At 43.1% G+C, this 25,100-nt stretch carries 16 protein-coding genes and 2 pseudogenes; 8 read left to right on the forward strand and 10 right to left on the reverse strand.

The window, feature by feature from the left end; all coding sequences use genetic code 11:
* Window positions 1-144: 144 nt before the first annotated feature.
* Window positions 145-963 carry an SDR family oxidoreductase gene (locus tag KHS38_RS10365; RefSeq protein WP_213489048.1) on the forward strand — a complete coding sequence of 273 codons (819 nt, stop codon included), beginning with the start codon at window positions 145-147 and terminating at the stop codon, window positions 961-963.
* Window positions 964-1,352: 389 nt separating this feature from the next.
* On the opposite strand, the gene KHS38_RS10370 is transcribed toward KHS38_RS10365, so the two are convergent.
* On the reverse strand, window positions 1,353-1,652 hold the full coding sequence (locus KHS38_RS10370; protein ID WP_213488493.1) for a hypothetical protein: 300 nt from the start codon (window positions 1,650-1,652) through the stop codon (window positions 1,353-1,355).
* A gap of 337 nt (window positions 1,653-1,989) precedes the next feature.
* On the opposite strand from KHS38_RS10370, the pseudogene KHS38_RS10375 reads away from it, so the two are divergent.
* Window positions 1,990-2,256: pseudogene (locus KHS38_RS10375) on the forward strand (NAD(P)/FAD-dependent oxidoreductase); the annotation flags it as partial.
* 36 nt (window positions 2,257-2,292) lie between these two features.
* Window positions 2,293-2,532: pseudogene (locus KHS38_RS10385) on the forward strand (hexameric tyrosine-coordinated heme protein).
* A 403-nt stretch (window positions 2,533-2,935) separates the two neighbouring features.
* On the opposite strand, the gene KHS38_RS10390 reads toward KHS38_RS10385, so the two are convergent.
* The 7 genes from KHS38_RS10390 to KHS38_RS10420 all read right to left on the reverse strand — a co-directional run bounded on the left by KHS38_RS10390 (window position 2,936) and on the right by KHS38_RS10420 (window position 14,168).
* Window positions 2,936-5,314 (reverse strand): ABC transporter permease, encoded by a 2,379-nt coding sequence (locus KHS38_RS10390; protein WP_213488495.1) that lies wholly within the window; start codon window positions 5,312-5,314, stop codon window positions 2,936-2,938.
* Window positions 5,315-5,623: 309 nt separating this feature from the next.
* Window positions 5,624-6,382 carry a LytR/AlgR family response regulator transcription factor gene (locus KHS38_RS10395; RefSeq protein WP_213488496.1) on the reverse strand — a complete coding sequence of 253 codons (759 nt, stop codon included), beginning with the start codon at window positions 6,380-6,382 and terminating at the stop codon, window positions 5,624-5,626.
* Complete coding sequence (locus KHS38_RS10400; RefSeq protein WP_213488497.1) at window positions 6,363-7,391, reverse strand: sensor histidine kinase; 1,029 nt, start codon at window positions 7,389-7,391, stop codon at window positions 6,363-6,365. The genes KHS38_RS10395 and KHS38_RS10400 overlap by 20 nt, the downstream gene beginning before the upstream one ends.
* Before the next feature lie 91 nt (window positions 7,392-7,482).
* Window positions 7,483-8,496, reverse strand: coding sequence for a hypothetical protein (locus KHS38_RS10405; RefSeq protein ID WP_213488498.1), 1,014 nt, complete (start codon window positions 8,494-8,496; stop codon window positions 7,483-7,485).
* Between the two features lie 137 nt (window positions 8,497-8,633).
* Window positions 8,634-11,750, reverse strand: coding sequence for an efflux RND transporter permease subunit (locus KHS38_RS10410; protein ID WP_213488499.1), 3,117 nt, complete (start codon window positions 11,748-11,750; stop codon window positions 8,634-8,636).
* Between the two features lie 13 nt (window positions 11,751-11,763).
* Window positions 11,764-12,822, reverse strand: coding sequence for an efflux RND transporter periplasmic adaptor subunit (locus KHS38_RS10415; protein ID WP_213488500.1), 1,059 nt, complete (start codon window positions 12,820-12,822; stop codon window positions 11,764-11,766).
* 8 nt (window positions 12,823-12,830) lie between these two features.
* On the reverse strand, window positions 12,831-14,168 hold the full coding sequence (locus KHS38_RS10420; RefSeq protein WP_213488501.1) for a TolC family protein: 1,338 nt from the start codon (window positions 14,166-14,168) through the stop codon (window positions 12,831-12,833).
* Between the two features lie 284 nt (window positions 14,169-14,452).
* Here KHS38_RS10420 and KHS38_RS10425 point away from each other — a divergent pair, with 284 nt between their 5' ends.
* Complete coding sequence (locus tag KHS38_RS10425) at window positions 14,453-15,691, forward strand: cation:proton antiporter (protein ID WP_213488502.1); 1,239 nt, start codon at window positions 14,453-14,455, stop codon at window positions 15,689-15,691.
* Between the two features lie 310 nt (window positions 15,692-16,001).
* A complete protein-coding gene (locus tag KHS38_RS10430) occupies window positions 16,002-16,460 on the forward strand; it encodes a BLUF domain-containing protein (protein ID WP_283769998.1) in 459 nt (152 codons plus the stop codon).
* A gap of 5 nt (window positions 16,461-16,465) precedes the next feature.
* On the opposite strand, the gene KHS38_RS10435 is transcribed toward KHS38_RS10430, so the two are convergent.
* Entirely contained in the window at window positions 16,466-17,632 is a 1,167-nt protein-coding gene (locus KHS38_RS10435) for a trans-sulfuration enzyme family protein (RefSeq protein ID WP_213488504.1), read from the reverse strand.
* 12 nt (window positions 17,633-17,644) lie between these two features.
* Complete coding sequence (locus KHS38_RS10440) at window positions 17,645-18,970, reverse strand: APC family permease (RefSeq protein WP_213488505.1); 1,326 nt, start codon at window positions 18,968-18,970, stop codon at window positions 17,645-17,647.
* 289 nt (window positions 18,971-19,259) lie between these two features.
* Here KHS38_RS10440 and KHS38_RS10445 point away from each other — a divergent pair, with 289 nt between their 5' ends.
* The 3 genes from KHS38_RS10445 (at window position 19,260) to KHS38_RS10455 (ending at window position 25,055) form a co-directional block, all read left to right on the forward strand.
* Entirely contained in the window at window positions 19,260-20,288 is a 1,029-nt protein-coding gene (locus KHS38_RS10445; protein WP_249665355.1) for a LacI family DNA-binding transcriptional regulator, read from the forward strand.
* Window positions 20,289-20,575: 287 nt separating this feature from the next.
* A complete protein-coding gene (locus tag KHS38_RS10450) occupies window positions 20,576-21,289 on the forward strand; it encodes a basic secretory protein-like protein (protein ID WP_213488506.1) in 714 nt (237 codons plus the stop codon).
* A gap of 199 nt (window positions 21,290-21,488) precedes the next feature.
* Entirely contained in the window at window positions 21,489-25,055 is a 3,567-nt protein-coding gene (locus KHS38_RS10455) for a PAS domain-containing protein (protein ID WP_213488507.1), read from the forward strand.
* Window positions 25,056-25,100 lie beyond the last annotated feature (45 nt).

The following is a 25,100-nucleotide window of genomic DNA, read 5'->3' on the forward strand; positions in this document are numbered from 1 at the left end:
CTATTTAGCCGGTTACCTTTTGGTAACAGGTTACTTTAAGAAACTAAAAGAGTTTCTTTGTGAAACAAAGATAAATTTATTCATATAAAAATTTAAAACAATGATTTTAGTTACAGGAGCAAACGGACACTTTGGGGTTTAGTTATTGATTTTTTACTTGAAAAAGGCATCGATGCCAGTCAAATCTCAGCACTGGTGCGAAGCGAAAAAAAAGCCGAAGGGCTCAAAGCAAAAGGCATGAATATTATCCTGGGAGATTATAACGATTATCCTTCGCTGGTTAAAGCATTCAGCGGAATAGACAAGCTTTTGTTCGTTTCGGGAACAGATCTGCCTAATCGTACGTCGCAGCATGAAAGAGTTCTGAATGCGGCCAAGGAAGCAGGCGTGAAACATGTTACTTATACCAGTGGTGCTTTTAAAACCGTTACACCCAGTTCCCCATTTTGGCTATTTGCAGAAGCACATATCAGAACGGAACAATGGCTAAAAGAAAGCGGCTTAAACTACACGCTATTGAAAAACGGATTGTACATGGATTATCTCCCTTACTTTATCGGTAATGTATTGGAAACGGAAACAATTTATTTGCCGGCGGGCAATGGAAAGATAAGCCTGGCTTTGCGCGCCGAGATGGCGGAGTCTACTGCAACGGTTCTGACCTCGGAAGGACATACAAACAAAACTTACCACTTTGTTGGCACTGAGGCTTACGGTTATGAAGACGTTGCTGGTTACATTTCAGAAATAACCGGCAAGGCCATCAGCTACATTTCGCCTACAGAAGAGGAATTTAGAGACAGCTTAAGGAAAACCGGTCAAGGTATTCCGGAAGAATTTATGGGCATTGTGCTGGCACAGGCACAAGGAGATGCCGATATAACAAGTGGAGATATAGAAAAACTGATCGGGAGAACGTTGACTCCGCTTAAAACATTTTTGCAGGGAATTTACAAAGCGTAATTTCCAAAGTATTATTAAAGTTGTTATACTGTGAGGATATTGGAAACTCGCCAGACTTTGCAATATCTTCACTGACTTGATTCTGCATAGATAAAAGGCGGGCAGCATCTTTTCCGGGGGAGACGACAAGTGCCCATAGATTTGCAGGGGCTCATAAAACTGAATGTATTGTAGAAAAAATTATTGCTGTGAATCCCTGTTTACCTTTGAAAATCAAAGCGCAATTTATTCGGGATATTTTAAATAGCTTAAATATCCAACTATCACTGCGAAAACATCATACAGAAGGGCCGGTTTAGCCATATAAGGTTAGCTGAATTTATAGGGTAGTAATCCTAATCCATGCGGCTACTTCATCAATGCCGCTGTTCCAAATTCCGTCTTACTTGCTACCACTCATCGAAAAGCCTTGATAAATTTAAGGTAATGTTGATGGTATAAGGATACAGAACGCCGACCTGATTTAATACATGTCCCTCCATCGGCCAGGAGTAATGCTCTATCTGAATACTATCAATATTAAAAGGTTTATCTGAAACTTCCAACTGATCTCCGCTGGAGATTTGGCCAATGTCATGTGGATGGATATAGGCTTTATAAGCGTTTAAATCAGAAGTGCAAAAGACGATTTCTTCTTCACATACAAACATAAATCTTATAGCTGCAGTAGTACTGGTCGTCTCTATCATGCTGTTAATCAAATCGTGGATAAAAAACCTTTCAGTTTCGAAACCTTTGATTTTGCTGAAAGTTTTAAACTTTTGTATTTACATTGTTGACGCCACCTGTAATTGTTGAAGTGTTTGGCATTGCTTAGCTCGTTATAAGCGAGAAAAGCAGTTTCAAAGTAAATTAATAATGTAGCTCTACAATGCTATATCACTAAGTAATCAAGCCTTCCTCTTGCTAATATAACCTGCAGACCTGCTTTCCAGAGCAGGCCCGGTATAATGTCCCGAAAAATCTGCTAAAAACGTTCCTTGTTAGTAATTATTAAATATAAGTGAAACTTTAGCTGTAAATGAATTGGCTGTTACCGGTTTCTTTGTAGCGATTGGTCACCGCCCGAACACAGAGATATTCCATGATTGGATTACGATGGATGAAACAGGCTATATCGTTACGCAACCTGGTTCAACCGCCACCAATATTGAAGGTGTATTTTGCTGTGGCGATGCGCAAGACCACATTTACCGCCAGGCGATTACAGCAGTCGGAAGTGGCTGTATGGCAGCGTTAGATGCAGAGCGTTATCTGGCGGTGCGGTGCTATTGCAGCGTACAGGCAACCTGATTTCCATTTATTAGAAATATTTTAATTAACTCCACCATGGCAGAAGAAATCATATTAGTACCGGATAACTCACTCATCACTTCAACCCCGGAAGAGGGCCGTGCATTGGCCATTAAAATGGCGCGTTTGATCATCAAAACTACGTAGCCTGATGCGGAGGTTCGGGCAAAACTCAGGGAGGTTTATGCATCCGATCCGATGATGCTGATCGCTATCGGGCAAACTGTAGCAACCGAATTTGCCACCATTGCGCAGGCGAACAATTTCTGGAAATAATAATAAATGGCCCGGCTGGTGATATGCAAATATTATCAGCCGGTTTCATCGTTATCGTTTATGAACTTTTCGGTTTCATCTCGTGTTTGTTTCACAACTATCTTTAAAAATAGCATGCAGTTGCACATGCGCCGGCAACCGAGGACTTTGGTTACTGAAAATTATGCCACCTAACCTAATATTTAGAGCTAACACAATACTGCCTTGAAGTTATTGGAGAGATGCAAAGTGTTCTATTAATTGGGGTTAGAAATCATTACTATTTTTTAATAAAGTTTTTCAATTTGGTCGTATATTATCAGCACTGCATAGCGTGTGCCATTAATAAAAATCGTTAGGTCTGATGAAGTCTATTCCGTTCAGAACTTAATTATGAGCTTGCTTAGCTTTTTCGTACTCAGGTTTATTCGCCCCTTAAACTCTTTACTGGATTGGTTAACGCAGCTTCGGCTGCCTTAAAGCTGATGGTGAGGAGTGCAATACTCAAAGTTATAACTGCTGATAAGAAGAAAACCCACCAGGGGAGGCTGGTGCGGTAAGCAAAATTTTGAAGCCAGTTGTCCATCACCAAATAGCCGATTGGTATAGCAACTGCCATAGAAATCAATACTGGTTTTAACAGGTTCTTGGATAAAAGAATTACGATGCCGGAAACAGATGAGCCAAGCACTTTTCGGATGCCAATTTCTTTAAATCGTTTGGTGGCTGTAAATGAGGCCAAACCAAACAGGCCCAAGCAAGCCACAAAAATAGCCAGCCCGGCAAATAGTGTCAACACAGTTTGCTGACGCAAGTCTTTCTGATATAACTCATTAAACTGCTGATCTAAAAAATGGTACTCCAGCGGGTAAGCTGGTGCTAGTTTGCTATACTCGTTTTTGATCATGGTAAGGCTGGATTTTATATTTCCGGCTTGCAGCTTGATCAATATAACCCGTGGATCTTTAGCTGGCGATATAACCAGTGCATCTATGTTTTCTTTAAGGGAGAGGTAATTAAAGTCTGATACAACGCCCACTATCCTGCGGCTTTTACCATCTCGAATAGTGTTTTTTATCCATTTGCCAACAGCCTGTCCGGGAGTCCAACCAAACTTGGCCGCAGCGGTTTGGTTAATCAGAACTGCATCCGTTGAATCGGTAGGGAATTGGGCTGAGAAGTTTCGTCCGGCAATTACTTTAAGCCCAAGGGTTTTCACAAATTCAAAATCAGCAAATTCAGTACGCGCTTGTAACCTTTCCTGGTGGCCCTGCACATCAAAGTTATGGCGATCAAAATAACCGCCAGGTACGCCAGACATCACCGATACCGATTGTACATGGCGATCATTTTGTAGTTCATTCTTAAATAATTCCAGATGATTGTATATTTCGTCGTTGTATACCGGCACAATCACTGTTTGCTCCTGATTATAACCAAGCTGTTTGTTTTTTACATAGCGCATTTGTTTGGTGATGACCATAACGCCTATAATAAGGAAAACAGAAACACTGAATTGTATAACTACCAAAACCTGCCTTAACATTGAGCCACTTTTCCCTAAGTTCAATTTGCCTTTCAGCGCTTGTATGGGTGAAAATGCAGAGAGAAACAGGGCCGGGTAACATCCGGCAAGTACGCCTACAATGATCATGACTGCAAAAAGAAAGGTGTAAATAGGCCACCTGTTCCATGATACTTCTAATGAGTAGTCAAGTAACTGGTTGTACCAGGGCAGTGCCAATTCTAACAATCCAACTGCAATCAGGCATGATATAGCCGTTAGTAGTAGGGATTCACCAATGAACTGTCTGATCAAATTATTTCGTAAAGCCCCCATCACCTTACGTATGCCTACTTCTTTAGATCTTTCTGTAGCCCGGATGGTAGATAAGTTCATGAAATTGATACAGGCAATGAGCAAAATGAGTATAGCTATAGAGAGGAAAACATACACCATGGTCTTATCACCATGTTTGGCACTGTCAAAGCTGGCGTTTTCAAAATATATTTTTTTGAGCGGGATTAAGCTAAGTCCAAAATGAAAGCCGGTTTCTTTAAGTAACGCCCCCATGTATTTATCCATAAATTGGGGAAGCTGCTTTTCAAGTTGTGCCTTCGTCGTAGCAGGAGCGAGCTGAACGTAGGTATAAATTCCATTATTAATCCAGCTGGTCATCCAGCTTCTGTCTTTGTAATTTTCAAGTGGTATAACGAGGTTGAAATCTAAATGGGAATTGCCGGGTACATCCTTTGCCACAGCAGTTACCGTCAAAGGAAGCGCCTTATCGACCGTAATTGTCTTTCCCAGGGCGTTGCTAACGCTACCGAAGTACTTCTTGGCAGTTGTTTCTGTCAACACAACACTCTGTGGATTGGCCAGTGCTGTTGCTTTATTCCCTGTGATCAGCGGAAAAGAAAAAAAGCTAAAAAACTCAGGGTCCGTATCCAATACCTTTTTTTCATGAAAAGAATTAGTGCCAATCGTGATCAGATTGTCTGTAGGGTTTACCCGAATAGCTTTTTCAACTTCACCTTTATAGTCGTTCAGCAGCGCAGGTGCATATAAACCAGATAGATAAGCCACATCGCTTTGCTTGCCATCGGTATTAAAATGCCGCATTACGCGGTAAATCTGATCACCGTTATGATGGAAGCGGTCCATACTGAACTCATTTTCCACCAGCAGGAAAATCATCATGCAGACAGTAATGCCGATCGTTAGTCCAAAAATATTGATGAAAGAGAATACCTTGCTTTTCATCAGGTTTCGCCAGGCAATTGTGATATAATTTTTAAACATGGTGGATAGCTTTTATCGGAAGACAGAACTAATATATAAGTAAACGTTCCAAGAACTGTTCCTTGTGGATAAGATACTGTAAATAAGGTGCTTGTGTATATTTATAATCTGTGGCTGTATCAAAAACGGACAGCGATTGGTCGGCTACGAACAGCAGCATGGGCATTGTATATGTTGCTCAATACTCTTCGGAAGTGAGATCAATATTCGTATTTAACTAATTATCAGGAAAGTAAGAGTCTTTTAAACGATATGCTAAATATAAAACTATAGGAATAATCTAAGTCTGGAGAATGGTGTCTATTACTATCAATGCTCCAGCCATCTTAAAAGCTCCTGCGCTTTTAACCGGCTTACAATAATTTTTTCTGGCGTTTGGCAATGCGTTCTCAAGATGAGGCGACGGTTAAAAAAATGTTCGATGTCTTGTATCATATCCCGGTTGATGATGAACTGCCGATTGGCCCTGAAAAACTGTATGGGATTAAGCATGGTTTCCAACTGGTCAATCGTGTACTGAACGGCAAAGTCCTGGTTGTTAACCGTATGGAGCATTACTATGCCATTGCTGGCGTGTACAAAGCACAAGTCTGCAACCTTAACGGGTATGATTTTTTCGCGATAGTGTACCAATATGGATTGCCGGTAGGTAACATCCATCTGCGTAATTACATTGCTCAGATTACTGGCGTAAGTGCTGCCCGCATAATGTTCTTTTATGCGGTGGTACTTTTGCAAGCTGCGCTCCACCATATCCTCTTCAATAGGTTTTAGCAGGTAATCAACACTGTTCGATTCAAAAGCATTAATGGCGTACTGATCAAATGCCGTACAAAATATTACCGGAACATTGATGGGTACTTCTTTGAAAATTTCGAAGCTTAACCCATCGCCCAGTTGTATATCAGAAAAAATGAGATCGGGGGCAGGGTTCGCCTTAAGCCAGGTTATAGCAGCAGTAACCGACGAGAGCATAGCCTGCACATTGATCGTACTGTCCAATCCTGTCAGAATGCCATTCAAATCCTTGGCTGTTCTGGGTTCATCTTCAATGATAATAACGTTCATAAGGCTTTAGTGGCAACGTAACGGTAAAGCTCTCCGGCGTGCGGTTAATGTCAATTCCTTCGTTAAAAAGCAGGCGAAAGCGATCGTTAATGTTTTGTAAACCGAGGCCCGTGCTTTCGGCCGGCACTTTTTTAGGGCGCGAAGTATTGCTAACAACCAGCATTTCTTTATTGTTTACACAGATGCTGATATCCAATGGCTGCTCGGATGAAAGCGCATTATGCTTTATAGCATTCTCAATTAACAGCTGTATGGATAGAGGCGGAATCAGATAGTTCAGATACTGCTCAGGTACCTCAATACTCACATTCAGGGCTGTTTCAAAGCGCTGATGTAAAATGTACAGGTAAGAGCGAATAAAGGCCAGCTCTTCGGACAGCTTGGATACCTGTCGTTCGTTAAAGCTTAGCAGGTAGCGATATACGTGCGACAGCTGCACCACAAAGTTTTTCGTATCGCTGTCGGTAGCAATGGTTTTGAGGGTGCTTAGGGAATTGAAAAGAAAATGCGGACTAATTTGTTGTTGCAGCGAAAGCAGTTGCGCCCTCAGGTGGGCTTGCTTAATCTGTTCGTTTTCCAGCTGTGCATGCTGTAATCTTTCGCTTGTATCTATGTTATTGTAAACCACATAGCAAATAGAGCTCGCAAAGAACGAGGTAATAATACGCCGTGGCAAATCTGTATAGTTAAAACGGAACCTGTTTTCAGGAAACATGTATTGGTGGGGTATAAGCAGGGCTGTTATGCAAGCTAACACCATCACGGCAACAGTTCCGCATGCAATACTAAACATGGCGTTGGCAAAGCCACTCAGGTTAGGCAGGGGGGATTGTTTTAAATAGGTATGTATAAACCAGCAGCAGAGCAGAGTGGTGGTTATTGATGCAGCATGTACAATATACTGTCCGGCGTTTAGCAATGAAAAGGTTCCCGGCCGTAATACCAGCGAGCCAAACGCCAGGATACCGATCATGATAAAGCACCACTTAAGTTGGTATTTACGGAACATACACAAAGGTAACTATAAGTAGCTGCCCGGTGCTGTATTTAAACCCGAAATGTACAATTTTACCGCTGAAATGCCTCTGGTTTATTAGCCGCTAATTATGGATAAACGGCAGTACAGCCAGCGTAAAATTAACAAAAGGCGTGCTGCTTACTTTGTTATTGATAAAGTACTCGCTGGTTTTTTGGCTGCGTTCAAATATGCGGGACTGGATAGGGGATAACATCCCGGCATTCAGGCCAAAAATAAACTTCTTCGCAAAACGGTATTCAACGCCGGGGCCGGTTTTTAGCTCAATGGTGCTGTAATTGGCATCCTGGGGTATGCCCGGTTGTGTAAATTTGAAGAAAGCAACCGAGCCGGCCAAAGATGTACCAAAGCTGGCCCATAAGTTTTTAGATAAAGTTTTTCTGACATTAACCTGTTGGGGCGGGTTTACATTAAGTTCTAATCCATTATTGAACTTACGCCAATAAGTAAAAATAGGCACAAAGGGTACATTTATAGATGGGTCTATATTGATCAGAAAACCAAGGCTACTCCTTACACTTGGTGTTTGTTTGAGCGTAAAGATGGCGCCGGCCAGATAGCTTAGCTTTTGAATAGAATTCGACTGACTGGTTAATCCAGACACGGTTGCCATGTACACAACCGGACGACCGAAAAGCGAATCTAACCTGATGTAATTGGCGGTAATGCCCACCGTAACTTTATTGGTAGTATACCCTTCAAGCTGTGCTGCCGTGGCTTGGTAGGGTGTAATATCGCTTAAACTGATGTGTTGCTGAAATATGCCGGCCGTGGCCGATACTGAGTTGCGCCCCCATGATTTTACCGGCATAGTAAACAGCGCAGTGGTACGTACTTGGCTTACTTTGCCCTTAAACAATTCGTTTCCGTACAGCTGGCTTTTGATATTGGTGCTTGCTATAACATCGGTTGAAACCGTGATTTGCCGTAATGCCGGATTTCGGATAGCGGCTTCTGTAAGGTAAACGTTTTTAATGGAGTCCATCATGCGCTTGCGGTACGCTGCAGCGTTGTTTTGGGCATAGCTTGCGCTGGCCATTACGAATAATAGCCCGATACAGGGAGAAATAAGTTTCATGATAGTGTGGTTTGAAAGGTTAAAGCGCGGACGGGCAGGTAACAGATTTACCACTGTGACCCGCAGTAGGTATATCTGTTACCGGTAATACTACCGTTCTGCCATCGTCCGGCTTTGTATATATTTAGGCTAAAAGCCTAAGTGGTGCTTAGTTTTGATTCCGGCTGCTTTTTACTGAACCGGTTTTTTAACCGTTCAATAATCAGGTACATGGCTGGTACTACAAATAGGGTCAAAATCATGGAGCTGGTTAAGCCACCGATGATGACCCAAGCCATACCATTCTTCACTTCCGATCCGGCCCCGCTTGCGATTGCTATCGGCAACATACCTAAAATCATGGCCAGGGTAGTCATCAAAATTGGACGTAAACGTTCTTTACCAGCCTCAATTAAGGCCTCATCAACCGAACGGCCTTCTTCTTTCAGCTGGTTGGTAAAGTCCACAATCAAAATTGCGTTTTTAGATACCAAGCCTAAAAGCATAATCATACCAATAATGGAGAAGATGTTAAGTGTTTCCATTGATAAGGCTAAGGCAAGCAAGGCCCCAATAAGCGCAACCGGTATGGAAAATAAAACCACGAAAGGGTAGATGGCACTTTCATACAAAGCCACCATAATAAGGTATACCAATAAAATACCGATAATTAATGCTAAGCCTAAACTGGCAAAGGCGTCGCCCTGGTTTTTTACATCGCCTAAATATTCAATGGTTATACCTTCGGGTACTTTTATTTGGGTGGCTTTGGCCCTAATGTCATTAGCTACGGTACCGGTTGGGCGGCCTGCTACGTTGGCATTTACGGTGATTGATCCCATACGGTCGCTGCGCTGCAGCACGCTTTCGCCCATGCCTTCTTTCACGTCGGCAAACTGGCTCAATACAAAGCTTTCGCCGTCGCTGTTTGTGAATGATAGATTACGTACATCATTGATGTTTGACCGGTTTGAGCGATCCAAGCTCACCAAAATATCGTACTCATTGCCCGCTTGCTTGAACTTGCTGTTATCATTACCGCTAAATGCGTTTTGTAAAGCAGCACCCACCTGGCCGGCATTAATGCCCAGCAAGGTCATTTTCTCGCGGTTCAATTTCACTTCTACCTGTGGTTTCTGGTCTTTAACAGATAGCTGTACAAATTGAGCTCCGGGCACGGTGGCTACCATTTTCTGATATTGCTCGGCTACACTGCGCACCGCTTTCAGATCTACGCCTTTGATGGCAATCTGGATGGGAGCCTGGCTGGCGTTACCTGTGATAGAGGTTGGCGATGCGGTAACCTTAACCCCCGGAATAACCACACTCAGCCGCTGCTGCATCTGCACGCCAAATTCTTCGGCGGTTACGTTGCGTTGCTTGGCATCAACCAGGGTAATGGTAAGCTCGGCACGGTTGGCATTATTGCCGGTACCTACTACACCACCGCTCACAAAACCAATGCTCGAGAAAACCTTGTCAACCTCGGGTCGGTCCATAATCATTTTTTCTACCTGCTGGGTAACCATGTTAGTTTGGTAAATAGATGCTGCCGGTTCCAGCTCCAGGTTAATTACCAGCTCGCCCTGGTCGCCGGATGGAATGAACGATGCACCGATAAAACCCTTGCCAACCAGCATCAGTGAGCCAATGATCAGGATAATAACACCGGATAACAGGTAGCGCTTTTTATGCAGAGTAGCTTGCAGCATTCTGCCATAATTCTCTTTAATAACATCAATGATGTGCTCAAAGCCGAGGTTTAGCCTACCCCAAAGGGTGCTTTTATCCAAATGTTCCAGGCGGCCAAAGCGGCTTGCCAGCATGGGAGTTACTGTAAACGATACAAACAAACTCATCAGGGTAGAAAATACCACTACCAAAGAGAATTCTCTCAGAATGGAACCGATGATACCACCGGATAAAGCCAGCGGAAGGAACACCACAACGTCAACCAAAGTAATGGCCATTGCGGTGAAGCCGATCTCGCTACGGCCTTCAATTGCTGCTTTCATCCGGTCGGCACCCATTTCCAGGTGGCGGTAAATGTTTTCCAATACCACAATGGAGTCATCCACCAAAATACCTACCACCAGCGACATTGCCATCAGCGTCATCAGGTTCAGGGAAAACCCCATCATATACATGGCAATAAACGTTGGTATGATAGATGACGGTAGTGCCACCATCACAAACATGGAGCTGCGGAAACTGTGCAAAAATGCCAGCATCACCACACCTACAATCACCACCGCCATTATTAAATCTTCCATCACAGCATCGGCCGAACGCAGGGTGTAGGTAGACTGGTCGCTCGATACGGTGAATTTCAGTGCTTTTGATTTATACTGCTGCTCAATACGGGCAAAGCTTGCTTTAACACCCTCGCTCACATTCACGGCGTTGGCATCTGTTTGCTTAATGATCTGTATACCGATGGAAGGTAAACCGTTAATATGGTTTATAGCTGTTTCTTTGGCTGTGGCATCTACTACCTCGGCAATATCTTTCAGGTAAACACTACCGCCACCGGGGCGTTGCTGCACAATCAGTTCGCGCAATTGGTCAATCGATGCTACATTGGCATCATATTGAATAGATACCTGCTGATTTTGGGTTTCAATACTACCTGCCGGGAACGACTGGTTGGCGTTGTTAATGGCATCAGCCACCTGGGTAATGCTCATACCGTAAGCGCGTAACTTGCCCTGGTCAATGTTTACCTGTATCTGGCGCTCATCACCGCCAATGATATTTACCTGGCCTACGCCACCTACGTTTTGCAACACAGGGCGAAGCTCTTTATCAACCATGTCATATAAAGCCTTAGGCGCAAGGTTTGATGTTACACCGGCACGGATAACCGGCACCTCTTCCAGGTTAATTTTGTTGACCACCGGGCGGTCTATATTATCAGGCAAATCATTTTGTGCCTGATCGGCCTTGCGCTGTATATCACGTTCGGCCTTGTCTACATTCGTGCCGCTTTTAAGCTGAACCGTGATTTGTGATACACCTTCTTGCGAAGTGGAGCTGATCTTGTCCAAACCTTCAACCGATGCAAAGGCATCTTCCAGCTTTTTGGTTACCGAGGTTTCAACCTCAGAGGCCGAAGCACCCGGATAAACGGTACTTACCGATACCGTAGCTACCTCAATGTTGGGCAGTAATTTATAATTGAGCTTAGAGTAGCTCAATGCCCCGAACAAGAGTAATACGGTAAATATTACAATAATTAATAATGGCCGCTTAACGGCAACTTCTGCTATTGACATAAACGGAAAAATCTTATTTAGATATGCTAACCTGACTGCCGTCCTTCAAATTGATCTGGCCGGACGTTACTACCACGTCGCCCACGTTCAGGCCGCTGATCACCTGAATCATGCCGCTCATTTCGGCGCCGGTTTGGATGGTTTTCTGATGAACTACGTCATTTTGTACTACGTATACGCTGGCGCTCTTAACACTTTCTGTTAATGCCTCACGCGGAATAACAATAACCTGCTGATGTGTTTTCTTAGAAAAATCGGCATAAACGAAGGTGCCTGAACGCAGGATAGATTTCTGTGTATTGTCAACCATAATCTCCACCATATAGTTGTGGGTTTGATCCGCCTGCGGGCTGATGAAGCTTACTGTGCCGTTAAATACCTTACCGGGATATACATCTGTAGTGATTTTTACTTTCTGACCCTGATTGATCTGGTAAACCTCGGCCTCCGTAAGGTTCACTTGTACCTTAGCTCTCGACAAGTTTACAATAGTTGCTATCTCGGCTCCTGCATTCACAAATACGCCTTGCTCAACCGCCTTGGCCGAAATAATACCGCTGGTAGGCGCTTTTATAGCTGCGTCGCCCAGGTTTTTGCGCGATTGATTTACCTGATTCACAGCATCCAGATATTGCTGGCGCAGGTCGTTTACTTTTTCCTGGGTAGCAGCTTTGCCTTGTAAAAGTTCGGTGTAAGTATTTAAATCGTTGCGTAGTTTGGCTGCATTGCTTTGTGCTTTTTGCAGCTCCAGCTGCATGGCACGGGTATCGGTAATAGCTAGTACCTGGCCTTGCTTTACCTGGTCGCCCAGATCAAAACGCAGCTGCTGCAATATGCCCCCGGTTACGGCAAGAGCTTTTGCTTCTTTAAAAGGGGCCAGGTTACCGGTTTTCAGGATGCTGATCTCAAGCAATTGTTCTTTTACCGAAGCTACCTTAACCGGTATGCGAACGTTGGTAACCTGTACCGGTTTGTTTTTTTCGTCGAGTTTTTTTTTGTTGACTGATAGTTTGTAAACGATCAGTGCAATGATCACTACAACAACAATACTTACAATATATTTAGTTTTCATTTGCTGATTTATAGGGCCGTGTAAAAGGTTTTTAAGGTTCCGCCTGCTTTCTCCAGTTCTATGCGTGCTAAAAAGAATTGGTAAAGGGAGTTAAGATAGTTGTTTTGTGCTTCCTTGAGGGAGTTTTGCGCGTTCAGCCAATCGGTTAAATCGGTAGTGCCTTTCTGGTACTGCAGATTGGTAGTACTGAATACCGACTGCGCCAGTTCAATATTGCGCCGGTTATTTTCAACGTTGCTTTGTTCTTTAAGCATTTTGGTGCGGGCATTCTCGTACTCTAACTGGTATTTGCCTTCATCAAGCTTAAGATTTTCAATCGCATTCAGACGCTTGTATTTAGCCTGGCTAACCTGTGCACTCCGCTTAAAAACATCAAACACGGGTATATTCAATCTTAAACCGATAGAGGAGTAGCTGGACACGCTTGAAAAAGCCGGCCCCAGGTTATCACCAAAACCAATTGCACCGTATTTGGCGTAACCGTTCAGTTTAGGCAGCGCACCTGCTTTAAGGCGTTGTTCATCAATTTCAAGCAGCTTGGCATTGATCTCTGATATGCGGAAGTCGGTACGGTTGGCTGCCGAGAACATATTGCTTTCGGTAAGCGCAGGGGCAACTGTTTGTACATCTTTAGCCGCGGCAGTGCTGTCAACAACAATCGGGTTATTGATAGGATAACCCATGGCGTATTTTAATTGATTTTCACTTAATGTTAAGTTGCTTTCCGCTACCCTGATCTGCGATACGGCGTTGTTATAATCAACCGTTACTTTGTCCAGATCTTTTTGCAAGGCCACGCCTTTGTTTACCTGTAAGGCAGATATTTCCATCTGCTTGCGATAGGTTTCCAGGTTGGAATTTAATAAATCTAACTGTTCGCGGTATACCTTGATCTGGTAATAAGCCGTACTGATGTTGTAAATGATTGTTTCCTCATTTTGCTGCTTGTTCAGATCGGCCTGCTGCGTGTTATACTTATTGGCTTTCAGTCCGGTTATTAACGATTGGTCGTAAATAGCCTGATCAAGCTGTGCATAGCCGTTGGCGTTGAACTTTTTGGTAAACGCTACCCGGATATCGGTAGGACTGAAAACGCCGGCCGGAATGACAGTTTCCTGTACTTTCAGGTTATCGTCGAGTGTACCGGTCATGCTGATGCTGGGCAGGTAAGCCGCTAATGCTTCTTTGGCCTTGGCATCAGCAGCGCGCTTTTCGTTTTCATAAACTACGTTGCTGCGGTTGTTCTTCAGGCCATATTCAATACAGGATTTTAACGACCAGGGCGACTGGGCCGACAGCCTGAAGGGGAGAAGGGCAACTAAAACAAATAAAATCTTTTTATTCATAACATAACGGCACTAAACCGATGGTACTAAATTACTGTAACCTTTAGTGCGTTCCAACTTTATCTGCATGAACGGATCAACTTAAGCATTGAAGTGCACAAAAAGGGCAATGAGTTGCCAGCAATATAAATGGAATAAAACAGGCAGTGATAAACCCAACTGCAGATTACCGGATGTAACAGGTTCAGCATAAGCCTAATAGGGTAAGTAATTGAATTTTGTAAATCAAAAATGCTACAGGGCGTTATATATAGGTATGGTTTTACCTGATTACTGATTATTTGATGGAAGTATTTGAAATTGTTACGCTCTTATTCGGGATAAGTACCTTGTTTAGTTTTATCAATGCCCGCTGGATCAAGTTGCCCGGCGTGATAGGGGTTATGCTGCTGGCTATTGTGGCAGCCATTATTACGCTGGTTGCCGGTAAAGCTTTTCCGTTATTCACCAACTTGGTTTTAACACTTTCTGATGATATCGATTTTTCTAAAACGGTACTTGATATCCTGTTAGGCTTTTTGCTTTTTGCCAGCGCATTACATTTTGATGTAAATAAGCTGCGTGAAAATATGCGGAGCGTTTTAACGATCAGCACCATTGGCGTAATCATTTCGGCAATGCTTTTTGCTGGTATGTTGTATTATGTAACAGGTTGGTTTGACGTGCAGCTGCCGGCTATTTATTGTATGATTTTTGGCGCCCTTATAGCCCCAACAGATGCTGTTGCCGTATCTGCTCTGTTAAAAGAGTCAAAAATGCCATCGCGACTGGAAACTATCATATCAGGCGAGTCACTTTTTAACGATGGTATTGGTATTGTGTTGTTTATCAGTTTTCTGGATATTGCTACCATTCCGGGTAAAAGTTTTTCTTTTGGCGGAGCCGCATTATTGTTTGCGCAGGAAGTGTTTGGTGGCTTGCTGCTTGGCGGCGTACTGGGCTGGGTGGCCTACCGCATGATGCGTGTAGTAAACGATTTTCAAACCATTGTACTTATTTCTATTACCTTGGTTATGGCCATCTGTTTATTATCTGGCTTATTGCATGTTTCTATTCCGCTGGCGGCGGTGGCAGCAGGGTTGCTGGTGGGCAGCCGTTGCTTTGATCAGTCGGCCGCCGATCCAAAAACGGGTGAATATCTTGGTCGTATCTGGAAACTGATCGACGATCTGCTGAACACACTTTTATTTGTTTTGATCGGGTTGCAAATGGTAACGGTATCTTTTACTGCGGATTATTTATGGATAGGGTTTATAGCAGTTTTTGTACTGTTGCTTGCCCGGCTGCTCAGTATTTTACTGCCTGTTATTTTGTTGCGCCGTACCTTGCATATCCATCTCAATAATTTGTTTATATTAACCTGGGGAGGCTTACGTGGCGGTATTTCGGTTGCGCTGGCCCTATCTCTACCCGATACGCCTTATCGCGAACTTATTATCACGGCAAGTTTTTTCATCGTTGTTTTTTCGGTGATTTGCCAGGGTCTTACGCTCAATAAAGTAGTTAACCGCTTGATAGGTTAACTTAATAATAGTTAATAGTAAGCAGAAAGCTATCCGGATATAAGCTGCGATAATTTGATACAATGCTCCGGATCTACTACTTCAAAGTGTAATAATGTTGTTTCAAAGTACCAGACTAATATTTGTTGAAAGGATTGGCTTTTGTTTTGATATTTACACGCCATACGTTCTGAAAATTTAAATAGTGTATCTTTCACATTAATAAGGTCGTGTTAATTAGCAGACTAAAATTCTAATTGATGTTAAAAGAACAGTATGGCTTTAAACGGGACTTGGGTTAACAAGCCTTTGTAAATTAAGATAATTGAATATGTTGTTTTGTGTAATTTATATCAGTAAAGCAGTGAAATTGATGAGCGAAAGCGAACTGCAGCAATTGTTAAACGAGTCCCGGTCCTGGAATGAATCGCACGAACTGACAGGGATGTTGTTGTATATTGAAGGGCGGTTTTTACTTAACCTTGAAGGCCGTTTTATGCAGGTGCTTGAGGGGCCGGAAGAGGAAGTAAAGTCTACTTTCAATAAAATAAAAACTGACTCGAGGCATCATCAGCTTATTGTATTTAAACATCAGCCTATCACAAAAAGGAATTTCACAACCTGGACAATGGGCTTTAAATCTATTGAGCTGGATGAATACCAAAACACGCCTGGCTTTTTTGAACTGGACGATGACTTTTTAAATAGTAATGATTTTCAGGAGTCGGGTACAGCGTTAACTTTTCTGAAAACATTTTATTCCATCAACAAAGAACAGAACTTTCAATAAAAGAATTATTGATCAGCCTTAAGCAATGCCTGCTCTAGGTCGCGCATTAAATAGGCCGGGTCCTCTAACCCAATGTAAACACGAATGTATTGATGCTGTTCATTATCGGCATTGTATTCATTAGCCGGTATTGAAGCTATAGCCGGGCAAACCAGGCTTTCGTGCCCTCCCCATGAAACGGCTATCAGGAAATGCTGCAGGCTGTTGCAAAAAGCTTCAATTTTTTCAGCAGATGAGTTTTTTAATGAAAAACTAAATAAGCCTCCGCAACCCTGCATTTGCTCACGGGCGAGGTTAGCTTGTTTAAAATCTGAGCTGAATGGCCATAGCACGCTTTTTACCGCTTCGTGGCGGCTTAGCCACTCGGTTATAATTTGGGTGCTTTCAAAGCTGCGTCCCAAACGTAAAGGCAGCGTACGCAAGCCTCTTAATAAGAGCCATGCAGAATGGGGTGAAAGAGCAGCGCCCAAGTTCATAAATTCATTTTCAAAAATGGTTTTGATAACCTCTTTGCGGCCGGTAACCACACCGGCAACCACATCAGAATGGCCTCCAATGTATTTAGTAGCCGATTGGGCTACCAAATCTATACCCATTTCTGCAGGGCGCTGATAAATTGGCGTACAGTAACTATTGTCAATCATCGTAATGATTGCAAGCCGTTTTGCTAAAGCTGCAACTTTTCTCAAATCCTGTAACTGATAAGTGAATGTGCTGGGGCTTTCTAAAAAGATAAGTCGGGTGTTAGCTTGTATAGCTTCTTCAAACTCGCTTGTTACAGTACCGCTTACAAAGGTGGTTGTGATGCCAAACTTGGGCAGCAGGGTGTGGAATAGCTTATTTGTCCAGCTGTAATGGTTGTCGATAGCAATGATATGATCGCCAGCTTTAAGCAATGCCAGTATGGGAATGCTGATGGCTGATACGCCGCTGCTAAACATTAATGCATCCTCTGCACCGTCTAAAGCGGCCAGCTTTTTTCTTAATATATTGAGTGTAGGATTTTGCCCTCTGGAATATATGTCTGCATTGTACTCATCAGACATGGCTTCTCTGAGTTCTGACACCTTTTTGAATGCAAAGTTGCTGGTTTGCATAATTGGGGGCGAAACAGCATTAAAGTAATCTTCCCTGTTTTCGCCGAGCTCATTTAAAATATAAGAAATATCCATGGTTGATGATGATTAACTTGACGTCCTCCGAAACTTCGTGATAAAATAAATAATAAGACCGGCCGCAAAGGTACTCATGCAAGTTAGTGCAGCCATCGGGTTTTTAATAAATATGAAAATGGTAACCAGCCAATAGGTGGCAATAAATACTATCGGAACCAGAGGATACCATTTTATACGGTAGATACCGGTTGCATCCAGATGCTTTGTTTTTTTTCGGAGCATAAAAATGGACAGGGCAGCGGTGGATAGTCCGATCGTATCAAAAAACATTACATAGTTAAGAATATGTTCAAATGACGTTACAAAGCACAAAATGATCAAAACAGCAGCAACAAAAAAGCTCAGTCCAAATTCTTGTGTCTGTGTTCGGGCATTAATGTGTTTAAATTTTGCCGGCAGCATGCCGTCTTCGGCCATGGCATAGTAAATCCGGGGGTTGGCCAGTATGTTTACGTTTATAAATGCCAGTACAGAAATAAACATCAGAAATGATACAATTTTGTAACCCGTTGCGCCAAAAATAAAACCGGCCAAAACGGCTGCCAGCGCTGGCTCATTTTGCATACCCCCCAATCCTAAACAGGCATAGTAAGCATAATTAATAAGCAGGTACAGACCAATTACAGTAAGCATGCCTACCCAAATGGCTTTGGGAATGTTTACTTTGGCATTGATGCTGTCGCCACCAAAATTTATAGTTTGCTGGTAACCACCATACGTAAAAAAAACAGCAATGAGCGCCTCACCAAAATAAAACACGTTGCTATGATGAGTATTTCCGGCAATCGGTAGGTGCCGAACAATAGGTATATTGGTTTTGAAAATAGCCGTGCAGATCACTAATATAATGGCAATTTTAAGTAGCGTAAGTAAATTTTGCGTTTGTGCACTCATCCTGATTCCTAACAGGTTGATAATATATAAGCCTATTACCGCAGATATGGAAATAATGCGTATGCCAATGTCGCCCTGAAGTGATAGTGGCAGTAATACCGGTTGAATGTATTGCGCACCAATAATAGCAACAGCAGCTACTGATGCTGCATTGCTGATAACCAATACCCAATTAATCATGAAGGCCAGGGCCGGGTGAAAACAGTAAGAAAATGCCTTGTAAAATCCGCCGGCAGCCGGATAGCGTGCGCCTATTTCGGCAAACGTAAGTGCCCCAAACAGGCTGATGATACCACCAAATATCCAGGCACCAAAGTAAAGGGTAGGTGTATCTAAACTAACCGAAACTTTAGCCGGCGTAGCAAAAATCCCCATTCCTACTACCAGGCTAATAACAATCATCGACAAATCAAAACGGTTCAGTTTCGGAAAAATACTCATGTTGAACTTAGCCAGTATGGATTGACAAGATAGTTTAAGAGAATGATATTTTAATGCTTTTAGATATTCTTTTGCCAATCACAGTTTAGCGTGTAGAAAATAGATAATGTATACCTTATAATTGTGCAATTTTGGTATTAAGTTGTTAATTTTTGATATTAATTTAACTACTTGTTATAGCAGATGCAGAAAGACATTACTTTTGCCCTTGCTTTAGGCGGTAATTAGGCAATTAAAAAGTAAATTGGTTGCTGTTAAACCAAACTGACCGCGGTTGTTTATAAATTATATGATGCAAAAGAAATTGTCTATCCGGGATATTGCTAAACTGACCAACACTTCCATTACTACCGTATCCCTGGTGCTTAACGGAAAAGGCAGGATAAGCGATGAGGTAAAAAAGCGGATATTGGACGTTGCATCAAAAAATGGGTATGAACCTAATCGTATGGCAGTTGGTTTACGTACCGGTGTATCTAAGGTAATCGGCTTAATCGTCGAATCCATTGGTGGCCCTTTCTTTGGGGCTATGGCCAAAGTAATTGAACATGAAGCCGAGCAGGCAGGTTACGGAATTATATATGGCAGCACCAATAATAACATTCAAAAAGGAAAAGACATTATAAAAATGCTCTCCAATCAATTAGTGGATGGTTATATTATTACCCCAATAAAGGGGCTTGAGAAAGATATCCAGAAATTGATAGATAATAACAAGCCGGTAGTGCTCATTGATGGCTACTTTCCGGGGTTGGATATTGCGCATGTGCTGGTTGATAATTATAGCAGTGTTTATAATGCTACAGAGCACCTGGTGCGTTCTGATTACAAAAACATTGCGTTCATAACGCCTGATTTAGACCTGATCCAATTGCATGACCGGATGAAGGGGTATAAAGATGCTATAAAAAACAACGGATTGAAGGCCGATAGCAAGCTTATTTTTAAGCTGCCATTTGACACAGAAAAAAAGGAAGCGGTGGATGCTGTCAAAACTTTTATAACACAGCATAAAAAGATAGATGCTATATTTTTTGCCACAAACTATCTTGGCACAATAGGCTTGCAAAGCATCAGCGAACTTAAACTGGAAATACCTTCAGATTTAGCCGTTATCAGCTTTGATGATAATGAACTGTTCGAGCTATTCCCTCCAGGTATCACTGCAATTAAACAACCAACTTATGACATTGCTAAATCGGCAATAGATGCGCTGTTACTACAATTAAACAACAGCGATACTGACATTGCTGCCATACAACACCAAATACCATCTAACTTCATTGAACGGGGTTCTACAAAACGCCGTACATCGTAACTTCTGTACTACATTTCAGCATAGAATGCCTTGGAATTAGCATTTAGGAGCCGTTGTAAGGCTAAGTGCCCGCATATCTGTATACAAAAAGGTAAAACGTTTTACTAATATTATTAAACTTTATATATTTATCTCGCAGACGACTAAAAGGTAGGTGAGCTGATGTGCCAAATAGATTTTTAAGGTTATACACATGCGTTGTTGCCTTATTTAACCGATTGGTAACGCCCGTTTTCATTCCTGTAGATGATTAAATTAATTTCAAAATTTATATATAACCTCTCAACATGAAGCTTTTTAAATTTTTTGTTTTTCTGTTTATTATGATTCAGGCCGGCATTGCCAAATCACAGGACGATTCCTGGGATACAATTGGCAAATACCTTAGCCGCGATTCCATTACGAAAAAAGGCTATACGCTAATTTTTATTAACAATGATTCTACTTTTGCTAAAAGCGGTGATGCCATAAAGCAGCGTATGCAAGAAACCTTTTTTGAAGTATACCCTAAACTGGCTAAAACCTATAACAAGAAAACACTTAAAACAGTTATCTTCATCATCGATCCGAATTATAAAGGTGTAGCAGCTACAAGCGGCAGTATAATCCGTTATAATCCAGGCTGGATGTTACGCACGCCAACCGATATTGATGTGGTAACCCATGAGGTAATGCATATTGTACAGGGATACGGTTACAGCGCAGGTCCGGTTTGGTTAACAGAAGGTATAGCCGACTATGTTCGTTATAAATTTGGTGTTGATAACCCGGGTGCCAAATGGAGCTTACCTGATTACAAAGCAAGTCAAAGCTATACCAATAGCTATCGCATTACAGCACGCTTCTTTGTGTGGGTTGAAAAAAATATCCATAAAAATCTGGTTAAAGAACTGGATAGCCAGCTCAGGGCGCATACCTATACAGCCGAAAGCTGGAAAAACTTAACCGGCAAAACGCTGGATGAGCTTTGGAGTGCTTATACAGCTAATCCGTTTATTTAATTGGTGGCTCTAACGGTACGTATTGCCGTATTTGTCAATTCACAAAAAAAGGCGTGTAACTTATACACGCCTTTTTTTGTAACATTCTATACAAAAACACATTTTAACCGTCGGTCATATTTCTGAAAGCGGCGCTAAATCGTTTATTTTGCGTAAGTAACTATGTTGTAGTTATTCATCTAACGCTGTTAAAGAAAACGTGTCCGATATTTATACCTTTTTAAAGGGTGGCGGCAAAATGGGAGAACTCATGCGCGCTGCCGACTGGGCTGCAACCTCATTAGGAACGCCTGATAGCTGGCCTGAAAGCCTGCAGGGCGCCGTAAGCATAGCCTTAAACTCCGGCTTTCCGATTGGTATTTACTGGGGGAATGATTTTACCCTGATTTATAATGATGCATGGAGCAGTATTCCCGGCAATAAACATCCCTGGGCGCTGGGTAAACCGGGCGCTGTAGTATGGCCCGAGATATGGGAGGGGTTACAGGAGGAATTTGAAAGCGTGCTTGCACAAGGCGCTTCTTACCGCCGGCCTGATGCACCGCTTTTTATGCACCGTTACGGCTATACCGAGGAGTGCTATTTCGATTATACCTTATCGCCTATAACCGCTAAAGATGGCATGGTAGGTGGGGTATTCAATGCTGCTATTGAAACTACTTATAAGGTAATTCATGATCGCCGCAATAAGGTGCTGCAGCATCTCATGGCCAAATCCAATTCTGCAAAAACTATTGATGAAGGCGTACAGGAAGTAATAGATATCATTGACAATGCACGGCAGGATATTCCGTTTGCAATGTTGTACTCCTGTAAAAATGAAACAGCCCGTCATATCATACAAACCGCATATACAGGTCTTACTGCCGAACAAGCCGGTGAGGTAACGTGGCCGTGCGAGGAAATAATTGATTCAGACAAAACCGTTTATATCGATAACTTAAACGGGTACCTGCCAAGTCCGGCCCGCAGCATTTGGCCCGAGGCAGTTACCGAGGCGCTGATTGTTCCACTGAGCAAAGGCAAAGCAGTAGTAAAAGGCTACCTGGTATTAGGGGTATCTGCACGCAAACGACTGGATGATGACTACAGGCAATTTTTAGAAAGCGTTGGTAATCATGCCGGCACCATCCTCAATAATGCGCATGCTTACGAAATTGGCGAGGCCTTCCTGATTGAGCAGGCGTTGAACGAGGAATTGGCCGCCGCTAACGAAGAGCTTGCCGCAGCCAACGAAGAGATGGCAGCCGCTAACGAAGAACTTGCCTCGGCAAATGAAGAAATGGTTGCTATAAATGAGGAGCTGCAGCAAACCGAGCAAAGCTTGCACCAGCTAAATGAAGAACTGGAAGAACGCGTGGAAACACGTACCAGGGAGTTGGCTGCCAGCGAGGCGCGCTTCAGAAGCATGGTGGAGCAGGCTACGGTGGCTATGTTAGTGTTTCAGGGCGATAGTTTTGTTATATCTACAGCCAATGCCCCCATGCTTTCGCTTTTGGGTAAATCAAAACAGGTAATGGGAATGCCGTTGCTCAAAGCAATGCCTGAGTTGAATGGGCAGCCCATTGTAGATATTTTATATAAAGTTTACCGTACTGGTGAATCAGTATCTGGTAATGAAATAGCCGTTCAGTTACAACGTAATGGCGTGCTGGAAACCGGTTATTTTGATTTTACCTATACGCCGCTTACCGAAAATGGTAAGGTTACCGGTGTGCTTGAGGTAGCGGTAGAAGTAACCCAGCAAGTAGTGGCCCGCAGAAAGGTGGAAGCCAGTGAGCACCGTCTGCGTAATATGATTGCCACCACGCCTTATGGTATGGCTATTCTGCGAAGCAGAGATCTGATCATTGAACGGGCCAACCTGCCAATTCTGGCCATTTGGAACCGCCGCAAGGATCAGATATTGGAACACAAACTCATGGATGTATTTCCTGAACTGGAAGGTCAGCCGTTTCCGGAATTACTGAAGCGTGTATTCGATACAGGTGAAAGAGTGGATGTGCCCGAAATGATATTGGATATAGCACTTCCGGAAGGTGGTACCAAACAATATTATGTCAAATTCAGTTACGATCCTTTATTTGATCTGAATGGCAATGTCGAATCTATACTGGTAAGCGTAAGCGATATTTCCGAATTGGTGCATAACCGCAAATTGCTGCAGGAGCGCCAGGAAGAACTTGAGTCCATGAACGAGGAGATATTAGCTGGTAACGAAGAACTTGCTGATACCAATGAGGAACTAACGGCAACTAACGAGGAGCTTACTGAAACGCAGCAAATATTAGCCCTCATCAATGAGCAGTTGGAGAAAAGTGAAAATCTTTTCCGTGGTTTGTTTGAGCAGGCACCATTGGGCATGGCGGTGTTGAGAGGACCGGAACACGTCATTGACCAAGCCAATGATAACATGCTGCATATATGGGGGCGCACACGCCACGAGGTAATCGGTAAACCACACCGAGTTGCCCGGCCCGAGCTGCAAGGCCAGTCGGTTTTTGACTGGCTCGACGAAGCTTACGCTTCCGGCGAACAACGTATCAACCGCGAATTTAAGGTGCATCTGTATGTAGGCCCTCGTAAAACGCGCGAAGCCTATGTTAATTCTATCTATCAGCCACTGCTTGATAGTAATGGTAAGGTAACCGGCATTCTCATCATAATTGATGAAGTAACGGACCGGGTGATTGAACGCAAGCAAACCGAGCAGGCGCAGGAGCAGCTCAAACTGGCTATAGAATCAGCCGAGTTGGGCACCTGGTATATCGATACTGGCAAAGGTGAGTTGATGGCTTCGGCACGCACCAAAGAGCTTTTTGGTTTTTATACGGATGAGCCAATGTCATTACAGGATGCTTTAGATCAGATAGCCGAAGATCACCGCGAGGACGTAATTAATGCTATTGAGGCTTCTATAGCTAACAACGAAAGCTATGATATGGAATATCCTATAGTGGGTTATCATGACAGAGTAGTACGCTGGGTACGCGCAACCGGTAAGCTTTATGCTTCGGAGGCAGGTCGTGCGGCACTGTTTTCGGGTACCCTGTTGGATATTACCGACCGTAAAGAACGCGAGCAACGTAAGGACGACTTTATCAGCGTAGCCAGCCACGAGCTTAAAACGCCGCTTACTACCTTAAATGCATCCATGCAGTTGTTAACGCGTTTGTACAGGGTAAATCCGGCGGCGCCTAAAATTCCGGAGCTGATACAGAAAGCTAACTTCAACCTTACCCGCTTAATGCACCTGATTGAGGATTTGATGAATGTTTCGAGGTTGCAGCAGGGTAAGCTGCCGTTACATAAATCGCGCTTTAAGTTGGCCGATTTAATTAACGAATGCTGCGAACATGTTAAAACAAACGGTACGCATAATTTATTGCTGAATGGAGATACCGATTTGGAGGTGTTTGCCGATCAGCAGCGCATATCGCAGGTTGTGGTCAACTTTGTGAACAATGCAGTGAAGTACGCACCCGACTCTAAAGAGATTGTGCTGCAGATAGTGCATGAAGGTGGATATGCCAAAGTTTCCGTTCAGGATTTTGGTCCGGGTATACCGGCAGATAAGCAGCCACATCTGTTCGATCGCTACTATCGCGTGCACGAATCGGGTATTCAGTTTTCGGGCTTAGGTCTCGGATTGTACATTTCTGCCGAAATCATTGAACGGCACAACGGCCAGATCGGTGTAGATAGTAAATTGAATGAAGGTAGTACTTTCTGGTTTACGCTGCCTTTAGGCGATGGAAACGCTTAATTGAACGTTGCATCTAAAAACAAAACACCCTGTGCATAATGGTTT

Origin of the sequence: Mucilaginibacter sp. Bleaf8, from assembly GCF_018390515.1 — a bacterium.
GTDB lineage: Bacteria > Bacteroidota > Bacteroidia > Sphingobacteriales > Sphingobacteriaceae > Mucilaginibacter.

What these genes read in the sequence shown, in the direction of transcription:
- KHS38_RS10370 (WP_213488493.1), bottom strand. Translation starts at nt 1,652, where the DNA reads ATGATAGAGACGACCAGTACTACTGCAGCTATAAGATTTATGTTTGTA.
- KHS38_RS10390 (WP_213488495.1), bottom strand. Translation starts at nt 5,314, where the DNA reads ATGTTTAAAAATTATATCACAATTGCCTGGCGAAACCTGATGAAAAGC.
- KHS38_RS10395 (WP_213488496.1), bottom strand. Translation starts at nt 6,382, where the DNA reads ATGAACGTTATTATCATTGAAGATGAACCCAGAACAGCCAAGGATTTG.
- KHS38_RS10400 (WP_213488497.1), bottom strand. Translation starts at nt 7,391, where the DNA reads ATGTTCCGTAAATACCAACTTAAGTGGTGCTTTATCATGATCGGTATC.
- KHS38_RS10405 (WP_213488498.1), bottom strand. Translation starts at nt 8,496, where the DNA reads ATGAAACTTATTTCTCCCTGTATCGGGCTATTATTCGTAATGGCCAGC.
- KHS38_RS10410 (WP_213488499.1), bottom strand. Translation starts at nt 11,750, where the DNA reads ATGTCAATAGCAGAAGTTGCCGTTAAGCGGCCATTATTAATTATTGTA.
- KHS38_RS10415 (WP_213488500.1), bottom strand. Translation starts at nt 12,822, where the DNA reads ATGAAAACTAAATATATTGTAAGTATTGTTGTTGTAGTGATCATTGCA.
- KHS38_RS10420 (WP_213488501.1), bottom strand. Translation starts at nt 14,168, where the DNA reads ATGAATAAAAAGATTTTATTTGTTTTAGTTGCCCTTCTCCCCTTCAGG.
- KHS38_RS10425 (WP_213488502.1), top strand. Translation starts at nt 14,453, where the DNA reads ATGGAAGTATTTGAAATTGTTACGCTCTTATTCGGGATAAGTACCTTG.
- KHS38_RS10430 (WP_283769998.1), top strand. Translation starts at nt 16,002, where the DNA reads ATGTTGTTTTGTGTAATTTATATCAGTAAAGCAGTGAAATTGATGAGC.
- KHS38_RS10435 (WP_213488504.1), bottom strand. Translation starts at nt 17,632, where the DNA reads ATGGATATTTCTTATATTTTAAATGAGCTCGGCGAAAACAGGGAAGAT.
- KHS38_RS10440 (WP_213488505.1), bottom strand. Translation starts at nt 18,970, where the DNA reads ATGAGTATTTTTCCGAAACTGAACCGTTTTGATTTGTCGATGATTGTT.
- KHS38_RS10445 (WP_249665355.1), top strand. Translation starts at nt 19,260, where the DNA reads ATGATGCAAAAGAAATTGTCTATCCGGGATATTGCTAAACTGACCAAC.
- KHS38_RS10450 (WP_213488506.1), top strand. Translation starts at nt 20,576, where the DNA reads ATGAAGCTTTTTAAATTTTTTGTTTTTCTGTTTATTATGATTCAGGCC.